Origin of the sequence: Chryseobacterium sp. S90 (assembly GCF_047444895.1) — a bacterium.
Lineage (GTDB): Bacteria > Bacteroidota > Bacteroidia > Flavobacteriales > Weeksellaceae > Chryseobacterium.
Window position 1 is genome coordinate 1,116,415 of sequence record NZ_JBLGCX010000001.1, and the last position, 16,987, is coordinate 1,133,401.

General features: G+C 36.6%; 14 protein-coding genes. 7 read left to right on the forward strand and 7 right to left on the reverse strand.

Annotation, left to right across the window (positions count from 1 at the left end; all coding sequences use genetic code 11):
* Positions 1–63 precede the first annotated feature (63 nt).
* Complete coding sequence (locus ACLMCG_RS05220) at positions 64–1,428, forward strand: PQQ-dependent sugar dehydrogenase (RefSeq protein ID WP_413959057.1); 1,365 nt, start codon at positions 64–66, stop codon at positions 1,426–1,428.
* 141 nt (positions 1,429–1,569) lie between these two features.
* Here ACLMCG_RS05220 and hemN read toward each other — a convergent pair whose 3' ends face one another.
* From hemN to ACLMCG_RS05235, 3 genes are all read right to left on the reverse strand, one after another.
* Complete coding sequence (hemN, locus tag ACLMCG_RS05225; protein ID WP_413959058.1) at positions 1,570–2,928, reverse strand: oxygen-independent coproporphyrinogen III oxidase; 1,359 nt, start codon at positions 2,926–2,928, stop codon at positions 1,570–1,572.
* Positions 2,929–3,105: 177 nt separating this feature from the next.
* The gene (locus ACLMCG_RS05230) at positions 3,106–4,119 is read right to left on the reverse strand and encodes a WD40/YVTN/BNR-like repeat-containing protein (protein ID WP_413959059.1); all 1,014 of its coding nucleotides are present in this window, start codon (positions 4,117–4,119) and stop codon (positions 3,106–3,108) included.
* A gap of 48 nt (positions 4,120–4,167) precedes the next feature.
* Entirely contained in the window at positions 4,168–5,685 is a 1,518-nt protein-coding gene (locus ACLMCG_RS05235; protein ID WP_223600205.1) for an amino acid permease, read from the reverse strand.
* 164 nt (positions 5,686–5,849) lie between these two features.
* Between ACLMCG_RS05235 and pnuC the strand changes: the two genes are divergently transcribed.
* The 5 genes from pnuC (at position 5,850) to ACLMCG_RS05260 (ending at position 11,865) form a co-directional block, all read left to right on the forward strand.
* Positions 5,850–6,521 carry a nicotinamide riboside transporter PnuC gene (gene pnuC / locus ACLMCG_RS05240; RefSeq protein ID WP_413959060.1) on the forward strand — a complete coding sequence of 224 codons (672 nt, stop codon included), beginning with the start codon at positions 5,850–5,852 and terminating at the stop codon, positions 6,519–6,521.
* A gap of 4 nt (positions 6,522–6,525) precedes the next feature.
* A complete protein-coding gene (locus ACLMCG_RS05245; protein WP_223600209.1) occupies positions 6,526–7,206 on the forward strand; it encodes a hypothetical protein in 681 nt (226 codons plus the stop codon).
* Positions 7,207–7,296: 90 nt separating this feature from the next.
* On the forward strand, positions 7,297–8,064 hold the full coding sequence (gene dapF / locus ACLMCG_RS05250; protein ID WP_413959061.1) for a diaminopimelate epimerase: 768 nt from the start codon (positions 7,297–7,299) through the stop codon (positions 8,062–8,064).
* A gap of 32 nt (positions 8,065–8,096) precedes the next feature.
* Positions 8,097–9,122 carry an endolytic transglycosylase MltG gene (gene mltG, locus ACLMCG_RS05255; RefSeq protein ID WP_413959062.1) on the forward strand — a complete coding sequence of 342 codons (1,026 nt, stop codon included), beginning with the start codon at positions 8,097–8,099 and terminating at the stop codon, positions 9,120–9,122.
* A gap of 133 nt (positions 9,123–9,255) precedes the next feature.
* Entirely contained in the window at positions 9,256–11,865 is a 2,610-nt protein-coding gene (locus tag ACLMCG_RS05260; protein ID WP_413959063.1) for a TonB-dependent receptor domain-containing protein, read from the forward strand.
* A gap of 45 nt (positions 11,866–11,910) precedes the next feature.
* Here the strand turns inward: ACLMCG_RS05260 and ACLMCG_RS05265 are convergent, their stop codons facing one another.
* The 4 genes from ACLMCG_RS05265 to ACLMCG_RS05280 all read right to left on the reverse strand — a co-directional run bounded on the left by ACLMCG_RS05265 (position 11,911) and on the right by ACLMCG_RS05280 (position 15,115).
* The gene (locus ACLMCG_RS05265) at positions 11,911–12,363 is read right to left on the reverse strand and encodes an adenylyltransferase/cytidyltransferase family protein (RefSeq protein WP_223600217.1); all 453 of its coding nucleotides are present in this window, start codon (positions 12,361–12,363) and stop codon (positions 11,911–11,913) included.
* Between the two features lie 149 nt (positions 12,364–12,512).
* Positions 12,513–13,535: a UDP-glucose 4-epimerase GalE gene (galE, locus tag ACLMCG_RS05270; protein ID WP_413959064.1), complete on the reverse strand. Its 1,023-nt coding sequence runs from the start codon at positions 13,533–13,535 to the stop codon at positions 12,513–12,515.
* Positions 13,536–13,544: 9 nt separating this feature from the next.
* Positions 13,545–13,988, reverse strand: coding sequence for a hypothetical protein (locus ACLMCG_RS05275; protein ID WP_413959065.1), 444 nt, complete (start codon positions 13,986–13,988; stop codon positions 13,545–13,547).
* A 2-nt stretch (positions 13,989–13,990) separates the two neighbouring features.
* Positions 13,991–15,115: a DegT/DnrJ/EryC1/StrS family aminotransferase gene (locus tag ACLMCG_RS05280; protein WP_413959066.1), complete on the reverse strand. Its 1,125-nt coding sequence runs from the start codon at positions 15,113–15,115 to the stop codon at positions 13,991–13,993.
* Between the two features lie 88 nt (positions 15,116–15,203).
* Here ACLMCG_RS05280 and ACLMCG_RS05285 point away from each other — a divergent pair, with 88 nt between their 5' ends.
* Positions 15,204–16,805, forward strand: a complete 1,602-nt coding sequence (locus ACLMCG_RS05285; protein ID WP_413959067.1) for a S8/S53 family peptidase — start codon at positions 15,204–15,206, stop codon at positions 16,803–16,805.
* The last annotated feature ends 182 nt before the right edge of the window (positions 16,806–16,987 follow it).

Consider the following 16,987-nt stretch of genomic DNA (forward strand, 5'->3'; position numbering starts at 1 on the left):
TTCAAAATCTGATTGGTACAAAATTTTCATTCACTTGATCAACACACTAACTATCAAAATATTATGAAAAAATTACTTTTTACCATTAGTATTTTTTCTTCCTTAATTGCTAATTCTCAAAGCATTAATTTGGAAGAATTTGCCACGGGACTTACCAGCCCGGTAGAGATTACAAACGCCAATGACAGCCGGCTTTTTGTTGTTCAGCAGAACGGAATTATTAAAATTATTCAACCCAACGGGACAATTAATACCACTAATTTTCTGAATATCAGTTCAAAGATTATTTTTGGCGGTGAAAGAGGTCTTCTGGGACTTGCATTTCACCCGCAATACGCTACCAACGGGTATTTTTTTGTGTATTATAACAACCCTGCAGGCAATATTATCGTTGCGAGATACAGTGTCAGTTCAACTGATTCTAATGTGGCTGATCCTGCTTCTGAAAAAATCCTGCTCAACATCCCTAAACCATTCGACAATCACAATGGAGGAAGCATTCATTTTGCTCCTGACGGAAAACTCTGGATCATCACCGGAGACGGAGGAAGCGGCGGAGATCCGAACAATAATGCCCAAAATAAAAATGTATTGCTTGGAAAAATGTTGAGAATAGACGTGGATGCTACCGGGCCATATAATATTCCACCGGATAACCCTTTCGCAGGAACCGTAGCTGGTGCGGATGAAATATGGGCTTATGGCCTCAGAAATGCCTGGAAATTTTCTTTTGACCTGACTACAGGAAATGCGATGATTGCAGACGTTGGCCAGGGAGCTATAGAAGAAATCAATAAAATGCCCATTACGACAGCAGGGTTAAACTATGGTTGGCGCTGCTATGAAGGAAATAATGTTTACAATACTGCAGGATGTGCAGCTCAGTCTACTATGACCTTCCCTGTTGCCGTATATGACCATTCAGGTGGAAAATGTTCTATCACGGGTGGTTATGTTTACAGAGGAACTCAATATCCGTCACTTCAGGGGAAATATTTTTTCGCAGACTACTGTTCTACCCAAATTGGAATTCTTGATAACAATAATGCCATCACATGGACAGGTCCTTATTCGGGAAATAATTTTTCTACTTTCGGAGAGGATTATCAAAAAGGATTGTATGTAGCAGCCGTGAATAACGGAAAGATTTTTAAAATATCCACAGGGACTTTAGGAACTCAGGAAAATACTTTAGGCACCATAAAAGTATATCCTAATCCTGCTTCCAAAGAAATTTTCATTGATGGTATTACAGATAAAAAAGCAACTCTGGAGATTATCAGTGCAGAAGGTAGAAAAGTATTGGAAGCAGATAAAATATCTAACGGAAAAGGAATCAATATTTCAGGAATACCCGCCGGGGTTTATTACATTAACCTGAAATCCGGAGAATTGAAGTCTTACAGTCAGAAATTGATTATTAAGTAGAATTATTCTTTAACATAGCATGCTTCGTGAACGATGTTCGTAAACTTTCAGTTTATGTTCAGCATGACAACTACCACCAAAATAATCAACTAAAATTTTAAAGCAAATAAAAAAGCGGTTCAGATCTGAACCGCTTTTGATTTATATTGTCATTGAGAAAATCCTTGTTTCAGGCTTATTTCTCATCATTCTCAGGTCAAAAACCATGGCTACATTTCTTGTGAAAGCTCTTCCGGCTTCTGTAATTTTAACTTCAGTTCCATTAATCTCAACCAACCCGTCATTTTCCATTTCTTTTAACATTTCCAAAGCATTTTCAAGCTCCGGGAAAGAATTGTTGATATCAAAAGTTGTTTCAAGCTGGCACATCAGATTCAGAATATGTCTTCTTACAATCAGATCTTCTTCGCTCAGAACATGTCCTTTTACAACAGGAATCTCACCTTCTTCAACCATTTTCTGATATTCCTCAACCGTTTTTACATTCTGGGCAAAAGCATACCATGAATCTGAAATGGCAGACATACCAAGTCCTACCATTAGTTGGGTTTTGCTTGAAGTATACCCCATGAAATTCCTGTGAAGTTTTTTATGAATCAAAGATTGATACAGATCGTCATGCTCAAGAGAAAAATGATCCATTCCAACCTCGATATATCCCAAATCCTGAAGCAGTCTTTTACCATCTTCATACAAACGACGTTTTTCTTCTCCGCTTGGCAGGTCATTTTCATCAAAACCTCTCTGCCCGACTCCTTTTACCCATGGAACGTGTGCATAAGAGTAAAATGCAAGTCTGTCCGGCTTCAGCTCCATTGTTTTTCTGATCGTGTGTTCCATCGCTTCCCAATTCTGGTGCGGCAGTCCGAATACAAGATCGTGACTGATTCCTCTGTACCCTATTTCCTTCGCCCACTCTGTAACGTTTTTCACATTTTCAAAGGGCTGAATTCTGTTGATCGCTTTCTGAACTTTAGGATCATAATCCTGAACTCCAAAGCTCACTCTTCTGAAACCAAGGTCATATAAAGTCTGAAGATGCTCTTTCGTGGTATTGTTAGGATGTCCTTCAAAAGAGAATTCCGGATGTTCCGCAATGTCTACAGTTGAAAAAATTCCTTCCAGCAATGTTCTTAAGTTCTCAGGAGAGAAAAATGTAGGAGTTCCTCCACCTAAGTGCAATTCTTTTAGTTTAGGTTTTTCGTTGAAAAGGTCAAGATAAAGTTTCCACTCTTTCAAAACACTTTCCAGATAAGGTACTTCAACACTGTGCTGCTTGGTAATACGTTTATGGCATGCACAGAACGTACACAAAGCCTCACAGAAAGGTAAATGGATATAAATAGAAATCCCCTCCTCTGCATTGCTTTCATGAAAAGACCTGATTACGGTTTCCTTCCATTTTTCCGGTGAAAAGGTTGATTCATCCCAATACGGAACGGTAGGATAAGAAGTGTAACGCGGTCCGGGAATATTATACTTATCTATTAAAGAATTCATTTTGAAATTTAAAATTTTATAAGGGCATGAAATTTAACATCATTAAAATTCATCTTACAAAATTAACTATTAGTTATGAATTTTAACCTATGAATTATATTAGGTTCTATTTTATAATGAGTCTAAATACGTATGATCAGGCTTTTGGCAAATAGTGATAAATTCTATACCTTATATTTAAAATTTTAATTTCATGACAGCAATTCTGCTATTTCCTGCAAGAACAACATGATTATCATCTATCCATTGACAGACGAAAAACCCTTTCTCATCGGAAATTTTCTTCCAGGTCTTTCCAAAATCTGAGGAATAGCTGATATGTTTATCTCCAACTGCAATAACTTCTTTTCCTTTTGATCCGGGCTTAATTTTCACACAGGTTGTATATCCTGCATTCTGTCCTGAAGCCTGAATTTGCCAGGTTTCCCCACCATCATAAGTTGTTGCAATATTATTGACATTGGCATCCTGTTTTGTATAATCACCTCCAGCTGCAATCCCGAAACGTTCTTCAAAAAAATCAATGGAATATATTCCCTGAGAAGATTCTCCCTGTACAACTGGTGTATTGAAGATTTCAAACTTTTCATCTTTCAAGTTCATTCTCAAGATTCTCGAAGCTTTCCCTCCGGTTGCAATCCACAGGTATTTTTTAGATGATGAAATATTGGTATTACTGGCGGCAAATGCAGCCTCACCCTCGTTTAATTTTACATTATTCTTAAACATACTCCATGTACCCTCTTTGTATATAGCCAGCTTCAGCATCTGATCTTTATCTGCATCACTAAAAGTATAGGCTATCTTATCATTGATAAAATGCAGGGCATCATAGAAAGCGGTTTTTGCGGTATCTTTAAAAACAACCTGTGACTTCAGCGTTTTTTTATCAATAGAAAAAAAACGTCCGGGGCTTTCAATATTGATAGCGTAAAAAGAAGTTTTATTCTGTGCTAACGTTCTGAATTGAAGCTTATCTTCAGACAGCTTGATCTGTTTCTGATTTTTATAATCTTTAAGATCTACAAACCCAAACTTGGAATCCGTACCACTATACCAGACCTTGTTGTCATATAATTCCAGCGCTCTGATACTTATTCTATCATTAAGAATGGTTTCAAGACTTTCCACCTGTTGGGAAAACGCTGTAAGACCTACGGATAAAAATAAAATGGAAAAAATCTTTTTCATATAATCGTATTGGGACAAAAAAAACCGCCGAAGCGGTTTATATTATTATTAATCTTGGTTCTGATATTTTTCAGGATTGTTAAGTTTACTGTTTGATTTTCCGTAAAGGAAATATACCAAACCTCCTAAGAATAACCACACAGCAGAAAGTTCCAATGCATGAGCACTTAAGTTAAATATCAAATAAATATTGATAAATACTCCTAATGCAACAACTATTTTATAAGCCGGAACTTTGAATGGTCTGATCAGATTAGGTTCTTTTTTTCTCATCACCCAAACAGCAATACAAACCAGGGTAAATGCAAACAGGGTTCCGAAACTTGTCATATCTGCCAATGTTGAAATTGGAGTAAATGCTGCGATGAATGCCACTACAACGCCCAACAAAATGATTCCTTTGTAAGGTGTTTTTGTTTTTGGGTGAAGTTGACCGAAGAATCCAGGAATTAATCCGTCTTTTGCCATACCGATGAAGATTCTTGACTGTCCCATCATCATTACCATTACTACAGAGATCAATCCTACTGTTGCAGCGATCGTTACTACATTACTAGCCCAGTGTTTTCCTGCAATTTCAAATGCATATGCTACAGGTGCTTTGATTGCATCAGGATATTTCCCTTCCGGGTTAAAGTCTGTATAATGCATCATCCCTGTTAAAACAAGTGATACGCAAATGTAAAGCGCTGTACACACCAATAGTGATGCAATAATAGCGAAAGGAACATCTTTTTTAGGGTTAATAGCCTCTCCTGCCTGTGTAGAAACGGCATCAAAACCAATATAAGCAAAGAAAATCGCTGCTGCTCCGGAAATAATTCCTTTAATACCGTAGGCAGAAACCAGGTCTCCTTCAGAATTTTTGATCTGTACCTGATCCGGAATAAAAGGTTTCCAGTTTTTAACACCGTCTACAGCGTTGTAAAGATCAGTATTGGAAAAAATAATATAGACTCCTGCGATAATTACAAAGATAACGGCAGAAGTTTTCATCAAAACAATCAGGTTATTAGCCCCTGCTGCTTCTTTAGTCCCTTTTACCAATAATGCAGTAATTAAAAGAACAAGAATAAATGCCGGCAGGTTCATTGAAAAACCATCTCCTGTATAACTGGCTGGATCTGATGTAAGATAAGCCGGTAAATGAATATTAAAGATTTTCAAAAATTTGTTAAAGTATCCGGACCAACTCACGGAAACAGCCATACTCGCCATGGCATATTCGAGGATAAGGCACCACCCCATGGCCCATGCAAAAATTTCTCCTACCGTTCCATATGCATAAGCATAAGCTGAACCCTCTACAGGAATAATGGATGCAAACTCTGCATAGCACAGTGCAGCAAAAACGCAGGCAATACCTGCTATGATAAAGGAAATGGCAAGCGCTGGTCCTGCGTGATAATAGGCTCCTGTTCCGGTAAGAACAAAGATTCCACCTCCGATGATAGCACCCACTCCAATTGCTGTTAAACTCCATTTTCCAAGGACTTTTTTCAGCTCACTTTTCTTCATATCTGCCTCATAGGCACTTAGTGGCTTTTTAACCCAAATTTTCGACATGTTTTTTTATTTATTAAGGATTTACGAAAATATAAAAAATTTAGGAACTCCCACGTTTATCGTTAAACTTTCCTTAATTATTTTACATTAAAGTATTTAAAACCTGAACAACGCATTATAAAATCCATTTTAAAAAGTCCATATTTTTGCTTATTTTTGATTGCATGAATTTATATGATCTTTTTGTAAAGCCTTATGAAAGCTATGATTCTTTACAGATTACGCTGGAAGCATCAGGTGCAATTTTCGGAATACTGAGCGTATTTTTTTCCATTAAGAAAAATATATGGGTATACCCTACCGGCATTATTTCAACGCTGATCTATGTATACCTTCTTTTCAATGCCGGTCTGTTGGGAGACTGCATGATTAACGTCTATTATACTGTTATGAGTATTTACGGCTGGGTTCTGTGGGCAAAAAATTCTGAAGATCATGTTCATGTAGAGGTTACCTGGGCTACCCGAAAAGAATGGACCTACGCTACCCTGCTTTTTATACTGAGTCTGGCACTGGTTACTCTTATTTATTATTATAAGCCTTATATTGACAATCAGTTTTCTATGGAAGGAACCAGTTTAGGATTGTATCATCTGGACTGGGCAAATTGGATGGATGTTTTTACCACTTCAATATTTTTAGTAGGAATGTGGCTGATGGCCAAACAGCGCATTGACAACTGGATTTTCTGGATTATCGGAGATATTATCTGCATCCCTATGATGATTTTTAAGGGACTTGGAATCACTTCGGTTCAATATTTGGTATTTACTATAATGGCTATCTTAGGATACGTCAATTGGAAAAAAAGTTTTAAAGAAAAAAAAGTACAATAAAGTCATGAAAAATTTATTTAAAATAGCAGTCAGTATTTTTGCTATTGCCAGTTTAACCTCTTGTTTAGCATATACCGACGGATACGGAAGTAACGGAAATTATGGATATGGAGATCCTTATTATAACAACGGGTATTACTATGCACCTTCCGGATATTACGGAAGCGGCGGGTATTATGGTAATGACGGCTATTATTACAGAAACAACGTTAATTACTACTATGATAATGGAATTCCTTATTACTATGACAGTTATAATAACTCCAGAAGAAAAGTCTATGTAGAAAGAAGATCTGCTTCTTCATCAAGACCTCAAAACGGATTCCAGAACACGCGTACAACGAATGGTAACGGTTCATACAATAATAACGGAGGATTCAATAATAATAGAAACTCCAATAGCAATAGTGGATTCAGAAACCAGAATAGCGGTTCTCAGAACAATCAGGGTAACCAAAACAACAGCGGATTCAGAAATTCCAACAGTAATAGCGGATTCAGAAACCAAAGCAGCGGTAACCAGAATAATCAGGGTAACCAAAATAACAGTGGATTCAGGAACCAAAACAGCGGCAGCCAAAGCAGTGGCAGATCAGAATCTTCCGGCGGTGGATTCAGAAACAGCTCCAGCGGCCAAAGCACTAGCTCAGGCAGACAACAGAGCGGCGGAGGCGGCTTTAGATAAAACGATTATAAATAAGAAAACGAACAGTTAACACTGTTCGTTTTTCATTTTAAATATATTAATTTTGCTTCTTCATTTAGACAAAAAAATATGGAATTTTATAAATATCAGGGAACAGGAAATGATTTTGTAATGGTAGACAACCGTGATCTGCAATTTACCAAAGATAAAAACAGTATTGAAAAATTATGTGACAGACGTTTCGGAATAGGTGCTGACGGCCTTATTCTATTGGAAAATGATGCAAACTATGATTTCAAAATGGTTTACTACAATTCTGACGGAGGAGAAAGTACCATGTGCGGAAACGGAGGAAGATGTCTTGTAGCTTTTGCTTTTTTCCTTGACATCTTTGAAGATAAATGCAAATTCATTGCAACAGACGGAGAGCATGAAGCAGAAATCCATAACGGGATCATTAAATTGAAAATGATTAATGTGGATACCATTTCACAAGACGGAAATGATTTTGTTCTGAATACAGGATCTCCACATTATGTAAAATATGTAGAAAATCTTCCGGATTACAATGTGTATAATGAAGGAAACGGGATCAGAAATTCTGAAAATTATAAAGAAAAAGGAATCAATGTAAACTTTGTAGAAAAAATTTCTGATGATGAAATTTTTGTAAGAACCTATGAACGAGGCGTTGAGGACGAAACTTACAGTTGCGGAACAGGAGTTACAGCTTCTGCTTTAACTTTTCTTCAAAAACATAATCTAACCTCTGTAAAAGTTAAAACTTTAGGTGGAAACCTTAAAGTATATGCTGAAAAAAGCGGAGATACATTCCAGAATATTTGGCTGGAAGGTCCTGCAAAGCAAGTTTTTAGAGGTAAAACAGATCTTCTTTAAAAACAAAAAACTTTTAATCAACATTTATAAGAATGAAAAAAGCTATTCTCATTATCATTCTGCTGGTTTTTGCAGCTGCAGGATTTTTTGGTTTGAGATTTTATAATAAATATTTAGGAAATAACGTAGAAAAAGACGGTTATGTTCTGATTCCTCACAGAGCCGGTTTTAAACAGATCCTCGATTCTATTGCTCCTTATATTAAAAACAGGGAATCTTTTGAAGCTGTGGCTAAAGAAAAGGGTCTTGATGCTAATTTTAAAGCAGGACGTTATCATATCCAGAGCGGAACAGGAAATAAGAACCTTGTTAATATGATTAAAGCCGGGAACCAAACAGCAAACTCTTACAGAATCGGAGATTTTGGAGATATGTATCAGATGATCGGTAAGGTGACCAAAAAAACGGAAATTGATTCGTTACATTTTATCAATGATCTGGATGCTGTGGCACAAGAGAAAGGTTATAAAAATGTTGAAGATTTAAAAAAATATTTCTTCATTGATACTTATAATTTCTTCTGGACCGTAAGCCCAAGAGAATTTTTCGCCAAGTTTGAAAGTCAGTACAATGATTTCTGGACAAGTGAAAGAAAAAACAAAGAACAGCAGTCTGGCCTTACAAGAGATCAGATTTATGCTCTAGCTTCTATTGTTTATAAGGAATCCGGAGGAAAAAAAGATGAAATGAAAACGATTGCCGGATTATATTTAAACCGTTACAGAAAAGGGATGAAACTTCAGTCTGACCCTACGGTAATCTATGCGATCAATAAGCAGACAAATTTTAAAGAATCTATTAAAAGAGTATTATATAAGCATTTGTCTACACCATCACCTTACAACACTTATGCAAACGCAGGTATTCCTCCGGGACCGATCTGTGTAGTGGATAAGAACTCGATTGATGCTGTTTTAAATGCAGAAAACAACAATTATATATTTATGTGTGCTGATCCGGCAAGGTTTGGATACCATAAGTTTACGGCAAGTGCTGAAGAACATGCTGTAAATGCAAAGGCTTACCAGGACTGGCTCAACTCAAAAAATATAAAATAAGTTTAGAAAGCACCTAAAAATTTATACAGTTAGAAAAACAATAAACAGTCATACTATTTTGAAGATCAAATTGATATGGATATTCAAAACAGTATGGGTTATCCTTTCACGATTTTATACAAAAAAATAACCTATGAAGAATAAGACAGAAATTGTCAATATTTTCACCAGAAAAACTTTAGGACTTACGTTAGTACTTTCAGCGGCGGCTATGGCTTTTGCACAGGAGAAGGCTGGAGTTTCAGGAATCATTGTCAACAAAAAAAATCAACCGGTTCCTTACGCTTCTGTAACTTTCAGCAACAAGACCAACAAAACTTTAAGTGATGCTGTACTGACAGATGAAAAGGGACAGTATAAACTTGAGCTTATACCGGGAGATTATGATATCACAGTAGAGGCAATTGATTACAAAAAAAAAGTAGTCAGTAAAAATATCGCAGCAGCAGGCAATATCGGAGCATTATCTTTAGAGCCTGAGGCGGCTACAACCATTGATGGGAAAACAAAAGAAATCCAGGGTGTTGTGATCACCGCTTCAGCAGCGAAACCTTATAAAGTAGAACTTGACAAGAAAACATATGATCCTTCACAGGATATCGTGAGTAAAGGAGGAAATCTTCAGGATGTTTTGACCAATGTTCCTTCAGTTTCTGTAGATACGGACGGAACGGTTTCTATGAGAGGAAGTACCAATGTAAAATTTCTGATCAACGGAAAGCCTTCTGCCCTTCTGGGAATAGATGATGGAGCGAATGCCTTACAAAGTATCCCGGCTGACCAGATTGAAAGAATTGAAGTTATTACCAACCCTTCTTCTAAATTTGAAGCAAGCGGAACTTCCGGTATTCTGAATATCATCCTTAAAAAGAACAAAAAAATCGGATTTAATGGTAGTGTTGTAGGATCTTTAGGATATTTCCCGAGAACATCACTTAATACCAATCTGAGCTGGAGAAAAAATAACTGGACATGGTTCGTAAACGGCGGCGGCGGTTACACGGAAAACAAAACGAAAAATAATTCGGAAACGACATATCACAATATTACTTTTCCTAAGATCCTTCCTAATACGCAGCCAAATGATGTTCTTGTACATCAGCTGCAAAATTCTACCAGTAAAACCTATAATAAAAATTATAATGTAAGTGCCGGTTTTGTGTATGATCTGTCTGACAAAACATCGATCAATGTAACAGGATTGGTAAGAACTTTTGAAGGAGACGGAAATGAACTTCTGCAGACGTATGACAGTTTCCACAGATTTTTCAGAGATCCGTCAGATCCAACTGGAACTGCGGGAACATGGCAATTATTAAACCCTTACGGACAAAGAGAATCTAAAACGATATTTAATAACCTTGCTTTCCAGGGAGATGTAGGGGTAGATCACAAATTTGATGATAACGGTCAGAATTTATCAGTATCATTAAGTTTACAGAGAAACAGAAGCAATAATAATGCAGATATTCTTGAAACCAATGACCTGCTTCCGGATACACAGGATATTACCAGAAGACATTCTGTAAGCAAAACGATTATCGGGAAAGCAGACTACGAATTACCAATAGGAGAACAGTCTAAGATTGAAGCAGGATACAGATTGGATGTGAATGATAATACTTATAATAATTTTGTAAGCAGTACTTCCAATAATCCTTATATTCCAAACTATAATAACGATACGGATTACAGAGAGATCTTCAATGCTTTCTATTTACAGTTTAAAAGTAAAATCGGAGAAAAATTTGCTTATCAGCTTGGTTTAAGAGATGAACTTTCCAATGTAAAGATCAATTACATCAATCAAAATCCTAATGATCCGCAATTAAATAAAACAAAGAACTACAACAATTTATTTCCGAGTGTGTTCTTAAGCTATGATGTTTCTAAAAACAATCAAATTTTGGTTAATTATTCCCGTAGAATAGACAGACCAAGATCTTTCTTCATGGTTCCTTTCCCGAATTACAGCAACAGCCAGAATATTTTTGAAGGAAATATAGATCTTAACCCATCTTATGTAGATTCATTTGAAGTAGGATATAATATTACAAGAAAAAAGTTTACTGTTAACCCTACCTTATACTACAGACATGCCACAGATGATACTAAAATGTTAGTTTACAGACCTGATGAAAATCTGGGCGTATTCTATACAAAACCTATCAACCTGGGAAGTGATGACCGTTATGGTTTGGATCTGAACTTTACCTACGATCCTTTTGCATGGTTAAAAATAATGGGTAGCTTAGACATGTTCGGATATAAAACGACCGGAATTGCCTATTATGATGCTCTTGATAAGGATAAGCAGAAGCAAACCCGTAATATGGACTTTACCGGAGATGGTTTCTCTACGAGAGCACGTCTTAATACGACATTCAAGCTTGATAAAACTTTAAGTGTACAACTGCAGGGATTCTATAGAGGAGCTCAGAAATCTGCCAACCAAAATACGGAGGATATGTATGCGCTGAACCTTGGTGCTTCTAAAACGATCTGGAAAGGAGACGGAACAATTTCCTTCAACATTCAGGATATCTTCAATACAAGGAGCAGAGAAGTACTTAGTTTCAATGAGGATTATACCCGAAGAAACTATATGCAGTGGCAGCCAAGACAGTTTTCTATTTCTTTAACCTATAGATTTAAACAGGGTGAAAAAGTAGATCAGCCTAAAAAGAAAAAGGATATCAATTCCAATGCAGCCGGAGACGACCAACAAGGCGGCCCGATGTAATACAACAAAAATCCCGAAAAGTAATTTTCGGGATTTTTTATTTTTCTATTTTACAGTTTCAGCTTTGGAATCTTTTTCTTTTTCAGCTTCGTAGATTCTTCTTCTCAGATCACTGGTGGAAAACCTATGGTCTCTTTTGTTGTAAAAGATTTCAATTCCTTTTTCTTCACAGTATGCCTTACCTGTAAAGTCTCTGTCCATATAATCATCCCCAATGATTCTTACATCAATCACAAATGATTTTAAAATATCCAGCAGATCTTCTTCCGTATAATAAGGAATGATCTCATCCACAGCATTTACTGCTTTCAGCTGGATATACCTTTCAACGATAGTCTGGCTTGGCTTATTTTTGTTGGGACGATCGTGGGAAGGATCGATCTGAAGTCCAACGATTAAATAGTCACATACCGTTTTAGCTTCTTCAAGCATTTTGATGTGGCCAGCGTGTAATAAGTCAAATGAGGAAAATGTAATCCCTATTCTCTGTGTCTTCATATTAATTTTGAATTAAAAACTTCACTGAATTAAATGTTCTATTAAAAAGATAAAAACAAAGATTCAGGGAAGGTGTTTTGTAATTTGTTTATATAATTCGTTCTTTAATTGTTCTTTCATATGGTTAGTAAAATTCATAACCACTGAAACTATACATTTCTTGTATTCAAATATTTCTGCCATTCCCAGACCGTTCTTAAAGATTCTTCCAGAGAGGTTTCAGACTTCCAGTTGAGTTCTTTTTTGGCCTTTTCAGGATTGGCATACGCAATAGTGATGTCTCCTTCTCTTCTGGCGCAGATCTGATATGGCACCTCTACGTTATTTGCTTTTTCAAATGCTTTTACCACTTCCAGCACAGATGAACCTTTTCCTGTTCCCAGATTGTAGGTATCAATCACAGCTTCAGATGAAGAGTCTTCCATCAGTTTTTTTAATGCTGCAACGTGTGCTTTCGCCAGGTCAACAACATAAATATAGTCACGAACGGCAGTCCCGTCCTCTGTAGCATAATCATCTCCCCAAACATTCAGTTTTTCGCGTACTCCTGAAGCGGTCTGCATCACATAAGGGACCAGGTTATTGGGAATTCCTATCGGCAGTTCTCCAAGTTTTGCAGAAGGATGGGCTCCGATCGGGTTAAAATATCTTAATAACGAAATTTTACGTTGATAGGCATTTGCAAAATCAATCAGGATCTGTTCTCCCATTTGTTTTGTTTTCCCATACACACTTTCAGGTACTTTTAAAGGCGTATTTTCATCAATCGGCATTACATCTGCCTGCCCGTATACTGTACAGGATGAACTGAAAATAAAGTTGGAGATCTCTCTTTCTTTAAATTCCTTAAGAATATTAATCAGTGAGAACAAATTATTCTCATAATAATCCACAGGTTTTATCTGGCTCTCTCCTACTGCTTTAGAAGCTGCAAAGTTAATACAGCCATCGATCTGATGGGCATCAAAAACCTGAGTAAGAAGTTCTTTCCTTCTTAGATCAAAAGGATAAAAAGCCGGCTTTTTACCTGTAATTTCTTCTATATTTTTTAAAATAAACCTTTCCGTATTGGATAAATCATCTACAATAACTACTTCAAAGCCGCTATTGATAAGTTCTACCACCGTATGAGAACCAATATATCCAAGTCCTCCCGTAACAAGTATTGCCATTTTTATTTTTTAATCTTCGTGTTTTCCTATATTTTCTATTTCGCTTTTTGCCGGATTATGTTTTAAATAATTAATTAAAATTGCGGGTCCGATAACCAATACTGCTATTGTTACTAAAAGTGAATAAATAGACTTTGCTGAATTCTCTCCCAACTTAGCATAAAAAGTAACCAACCCTGCAATCATTATTAAAAACATAGAGATATTAAGATACAAGAACATTCTTTTTGATTCTTTAAAAACACTTATAAAGGTCATAATTAATAATGTAAATATTATAAATGTTAATGAATAATAAGGTATTTCAAATCCAGTATATTCATCTTTTACTCTGTATCCCTTAAGCAGAATATTAATAACTACTGCTCCATAATAAATAATCCAAACAAGAACGAAAATAATTGTAAAAAAATAAGCGAACTTATGCTTTAATATTCTTTCTTCGTGAAGCATATCTATTTCATAAACTCAAGAACAGCATCCGTAATATACTTCAGTTGCTCTTCGTCTAATTCTGTATGCATTGGTAAAGAAATTACCTGATCCAACAGCTTATCTGTATTCACAAAGTCTGCATCATTACTTTCCTGGAAGTACGCTTTCTGCTTTCTTAGTGCTACAGGATAATAGATCATTGCAGGGATTTCTTTTTCCGTTAAAAACTTCTGAAGTTCATTACGTTGTCCGTTCAGGATTCTTAAAGTATACTGGTGGAATACGTGAGTAGAATTTTCAGCTCTTTTTGGAGTCAGAATATTTGGATTTCCTTCAAATGCTTCATCGTAAAAATCGGCAGCCCTTTTTCTTGCTTCGTTGTAAGAATCAAGGTGAGGAAGTTTTTTTCTTAAAACCGCAGCCTGAATACTGTCCAGACGGGAGTTTACTCCTACCTCATCATGGTAATATCTTTCGTACATTCCGTGGTTTACAATTCCTCTTAAACGGTGTGCTAATTCATCATTGTTGGTAAAAATCGCTCCACCATCTCCGTAGCATCCAAGGTTTTTTGAAGGAAAGAAAGAAGTTGTTCCTACTGTAGACATTGTTCCTGCCTGTTTTACAGTTCCGTCAGAGAATGTATATTCTGAACCAATTGCCTGAGCGTTGTCTTCAATAACATATAGATTGTGCTCTTCAGCAATTTTCAAAATTTCTTCCATATTGGCACACTGTCCGAAAATGTGTACCGGAATAATCGCTTTTGTTTTTGGCGTAATAGCTTTTTTAATCTGTTCAGTAGAAATAGTGAATGTATCATAATCTACATCTACCAGTACAGATTTTAATTTAAGCAGGTGAATTACTTCTACCGTTGCAGCAAAAGTAAAATCAGCTGTGATGATCTCATCTCCTTCTTTCAGATCCAGGGCCATTAAGGCAATCTGTAATGCATCTGTACCATTGGCACATGGAATCACATGTTTTACTTCTAAATAAGACTCCAATTCATTCTGGAAAGACTTTACTTCAGGTCCGTTAATAAACGCTGCAGAGTCCATTACATTCAAAACAGCATTGTCTACATCATTCTTTATTTTGTAATACTGACTTTGCAAGTCAACCATCTGAATTTTTTTCATATAATAAATATTTCTGTAAAAATAAGGAATTTAATATCCTATCAAAAATTTTATTGATTTTGTTTTTATCTTTATACAAAATAATGTTATGAAAAAACTTTTACTCTTTTGTTTCCTAACGGGTTATCTTCATGTATCTGCCCAAACAGAACTTGTTTTTGTTTTCTTTACTGATAAGCCCAACAAAGCGGCATTTTATGCAAATCCTCTTTCCGAACTCAGTCAGAAATCGCTCAACAGACGTACGACGCTGGGAATTCCTCTGAATGATCAGGATGCGCCTATTGAACAGTCTTATCTTCAGAATCTTCAAAATTTAGGATTTACCGTTACCGATTATTCAAAATGGCTTAACGGAGCGGCAGTGAATGCTACTCCTGCTCAAAAAACGCTGCTGCAGGCTCAGTCTTTTGTTTTATCTGTTGAAAGTTTTGCCAGAAACAGTTCAACAACTGTAAAAACTGTGCCCACAAAATGGAAAGATGATGCCAGTCTCAATAAAATACTAACCACCTTTAATTATGGTTCTGGTGCCGGCCAAATTGATCAGGTCAACATCCGCCCTCTTCACCTGGCGGGTTATACCGGAACAGGGATTTCTATAGCAGTCATTGATGCCGGATTCCCAACAGTGAATACGGGAACTGCTTTTTCCAGATTATGGAATGGTAATCATATAAAAGCGGCCTATGATTTTGTCACTAAAACCGGAAACATTTACAATGCCGGGCTCAGTCCGCATGGTTCTGTTGTATTAGGAGCTATCGGCGGATATCTGGAAAACATATTTGTCGGCGCTGCTCCTGATGCTGATTTTTATCTCTACAGGAGTGAAAATGCCAATGTAGAAGTTCCGGAAGAAGAGCTATACTGGATTGAAGCTGCCGAGGAAGCGGACAGAAAAGGAGTAGAAATCATTACCTCATCACTGGGATACAATGTTTTTGATGAAAGCCGTTACAATTATACGTATGCAGATATGAACGGAAGCACTTCTTTCATTGCCCGTGGAGCGGGTATTGCTGCTGAAAAAGGAATTTTTGTTCTTGCTGCTGCCGGAAATTCAGGGTTGCAGCCATGGCATTATCTGATGACCCCGTCTGACAATGCTAAAGTATTCTCTATCGGTTCTGTAGATTCTGCAGGAAATGCATCCGGATTTTCTTCTTTCGGACCTAATTCTCTTGGAGTGGTAAAACCTGACGGAAGTACTCAGGGAACTGCTACCACCACAGTGTATGATAATGCCACTACAATTGTGAACGGAACTTCTATTTCGACTCCTATTGCTGCAGGAGGTGTGGCATGTCTTATCCAGGCATTTCCAACGATGGACAGAGAACAGATGAGAACAAAGCTAAGACAAACAGCTTCGCTTTATCCCGGCCATTCAGATCAGATAGGATATGGTATTCTCAACTTCGGAAGTCTGTACAATTTGGTTCTGAATACTTCTGAAATGGTAAAAAAGGAAAAGTTTTCTATATTCCCGAATCCTGCTAAAAACATCCTGAATATAGCATCAGAGCAGGAAGTTTTGTCTTTGGAAATCTATGATAACCTGGGAAGACTGATCAGAAAAAGCAGCCATCAGAAATCTATAAAAGTAGAGGATTTTGCAAAGGGAACTTATTATCTGAAAATTCAGATGAATAATAAGGTTTACTATGAGAAATTCTTAAAGGAATAATTTTTTGTTTCTCGCAGATTACCTAGATTGAGCAGATTTATTACAACATAAACATCTGTGTGATCTGCGTAATCTGCGGGAGATATTCTTTTAACACAGCATACAATATGTTTTGGCTAAAGCCTATGGCTATGGATGGGTCAATAAAAAAGAATGGGCTAAAGCCCATTCCTATTGATATA

Excerpts from the sequence above, each read along its gene's own strand:
- ACLMCG_RS05280 (WP_413959066.1), bottom strand. The coding sequence starts at position 15,115 with ATGAAAAAAATTCAGATGGTTGACTTGCAAAGTCAGTATTACAAAATA.
- pnuC (WP_413959060.1), top strand. The coding sequence starts at position 5,850 with ATGAATTTATATGATCTTTTTGTAAAGCCTTATGAAAGCTATGATTCT.
- ACLMCG_RS05230 (WP_413959059.1), bottom strand. The coding sequence starts at position 4,119 with ATGAAAAAGATTTTTTCCATTTTATTTTTATCCGTAGGTCTTACAGCG.
- ACLMCG_RS05245 (WP_223600209.1), top strand. The coding sequence starts at position 6,526 with ATGAAAAATTTATTTAAAATAGCAGTCAGTATTTTTGCTATTGCCAGT.
- dapF (WP_413959061.1), top strand. The coding sequence starts at position 7,297 with ATGGAATTTTATAAATATCAGGGAACAGGAAATGATTTTGTAATGGTA.
- ACLMCG_RS05275 (WP_413959065.1), bottom strand. The coding sequence starts at position 13,988 with ATGCTTCACGAAGAAAGAATATTAAAGCATAAGTTCGCTTATTTTTTT.
- ACLMCG_RS05265 (WP_223600217.1), bottom strand. The coding sequence starts at position 12,363 with ATGAAGACACAGAGAATAGGGATTACATTTTCCTCATTTGACTTATTA.
- ACLMCG_RS05260 (WP_413959063.1), top strand. The coding sequence starts at position 9,256 with ATGAAGAATAAGACAGAAATTGTCAATATTTTCACCAGAAAAACTTTA.
- mltG (WP_413959062.1), top strand. The coding sequence starts at position 8,097 with ATGAAAAAAGCTATTCTCATTATCATTCTGCTGGTTTTTGCAGCTGCA.
- galE (WP_413959064.1), bottom strand. The coding sequence starts at position 13,535 with ATGGCAATACTTGTTACGGGAGGACTTGGATATATTGGTTCTCATACG.
- hemN (WP_413959058.1), bottom strand. The coding sequence starts at position 2,928 with ATGAATTCTTTAATAGATAAGTATAATATTCCCGGACCGCGTTACACT.
- ACLMCG_RS05235 (WP_223600205.1), bottom strand. The coding sequence starts at position 5,685 with ATGTCGAAAATTTGGGTTAAAAAGCCACTAAGTGCCTATGAGGCAGAT.
- ACLMCG_RS05220 (WP_413959057.1), top strand. The coding sequence starts at position 64 with ATGAAAAAATTACTTTTTACCATTAGTATTTTTTCTTCCTTAATTGCT.
- ACLMCG_RS05285 (WP_413959067.1), top strand. The coding sequence starts at position 15,204 with ATGAAAAAACTTTTACTCTTTTGTTTCCTAACGGGTTATCTTCATGTA.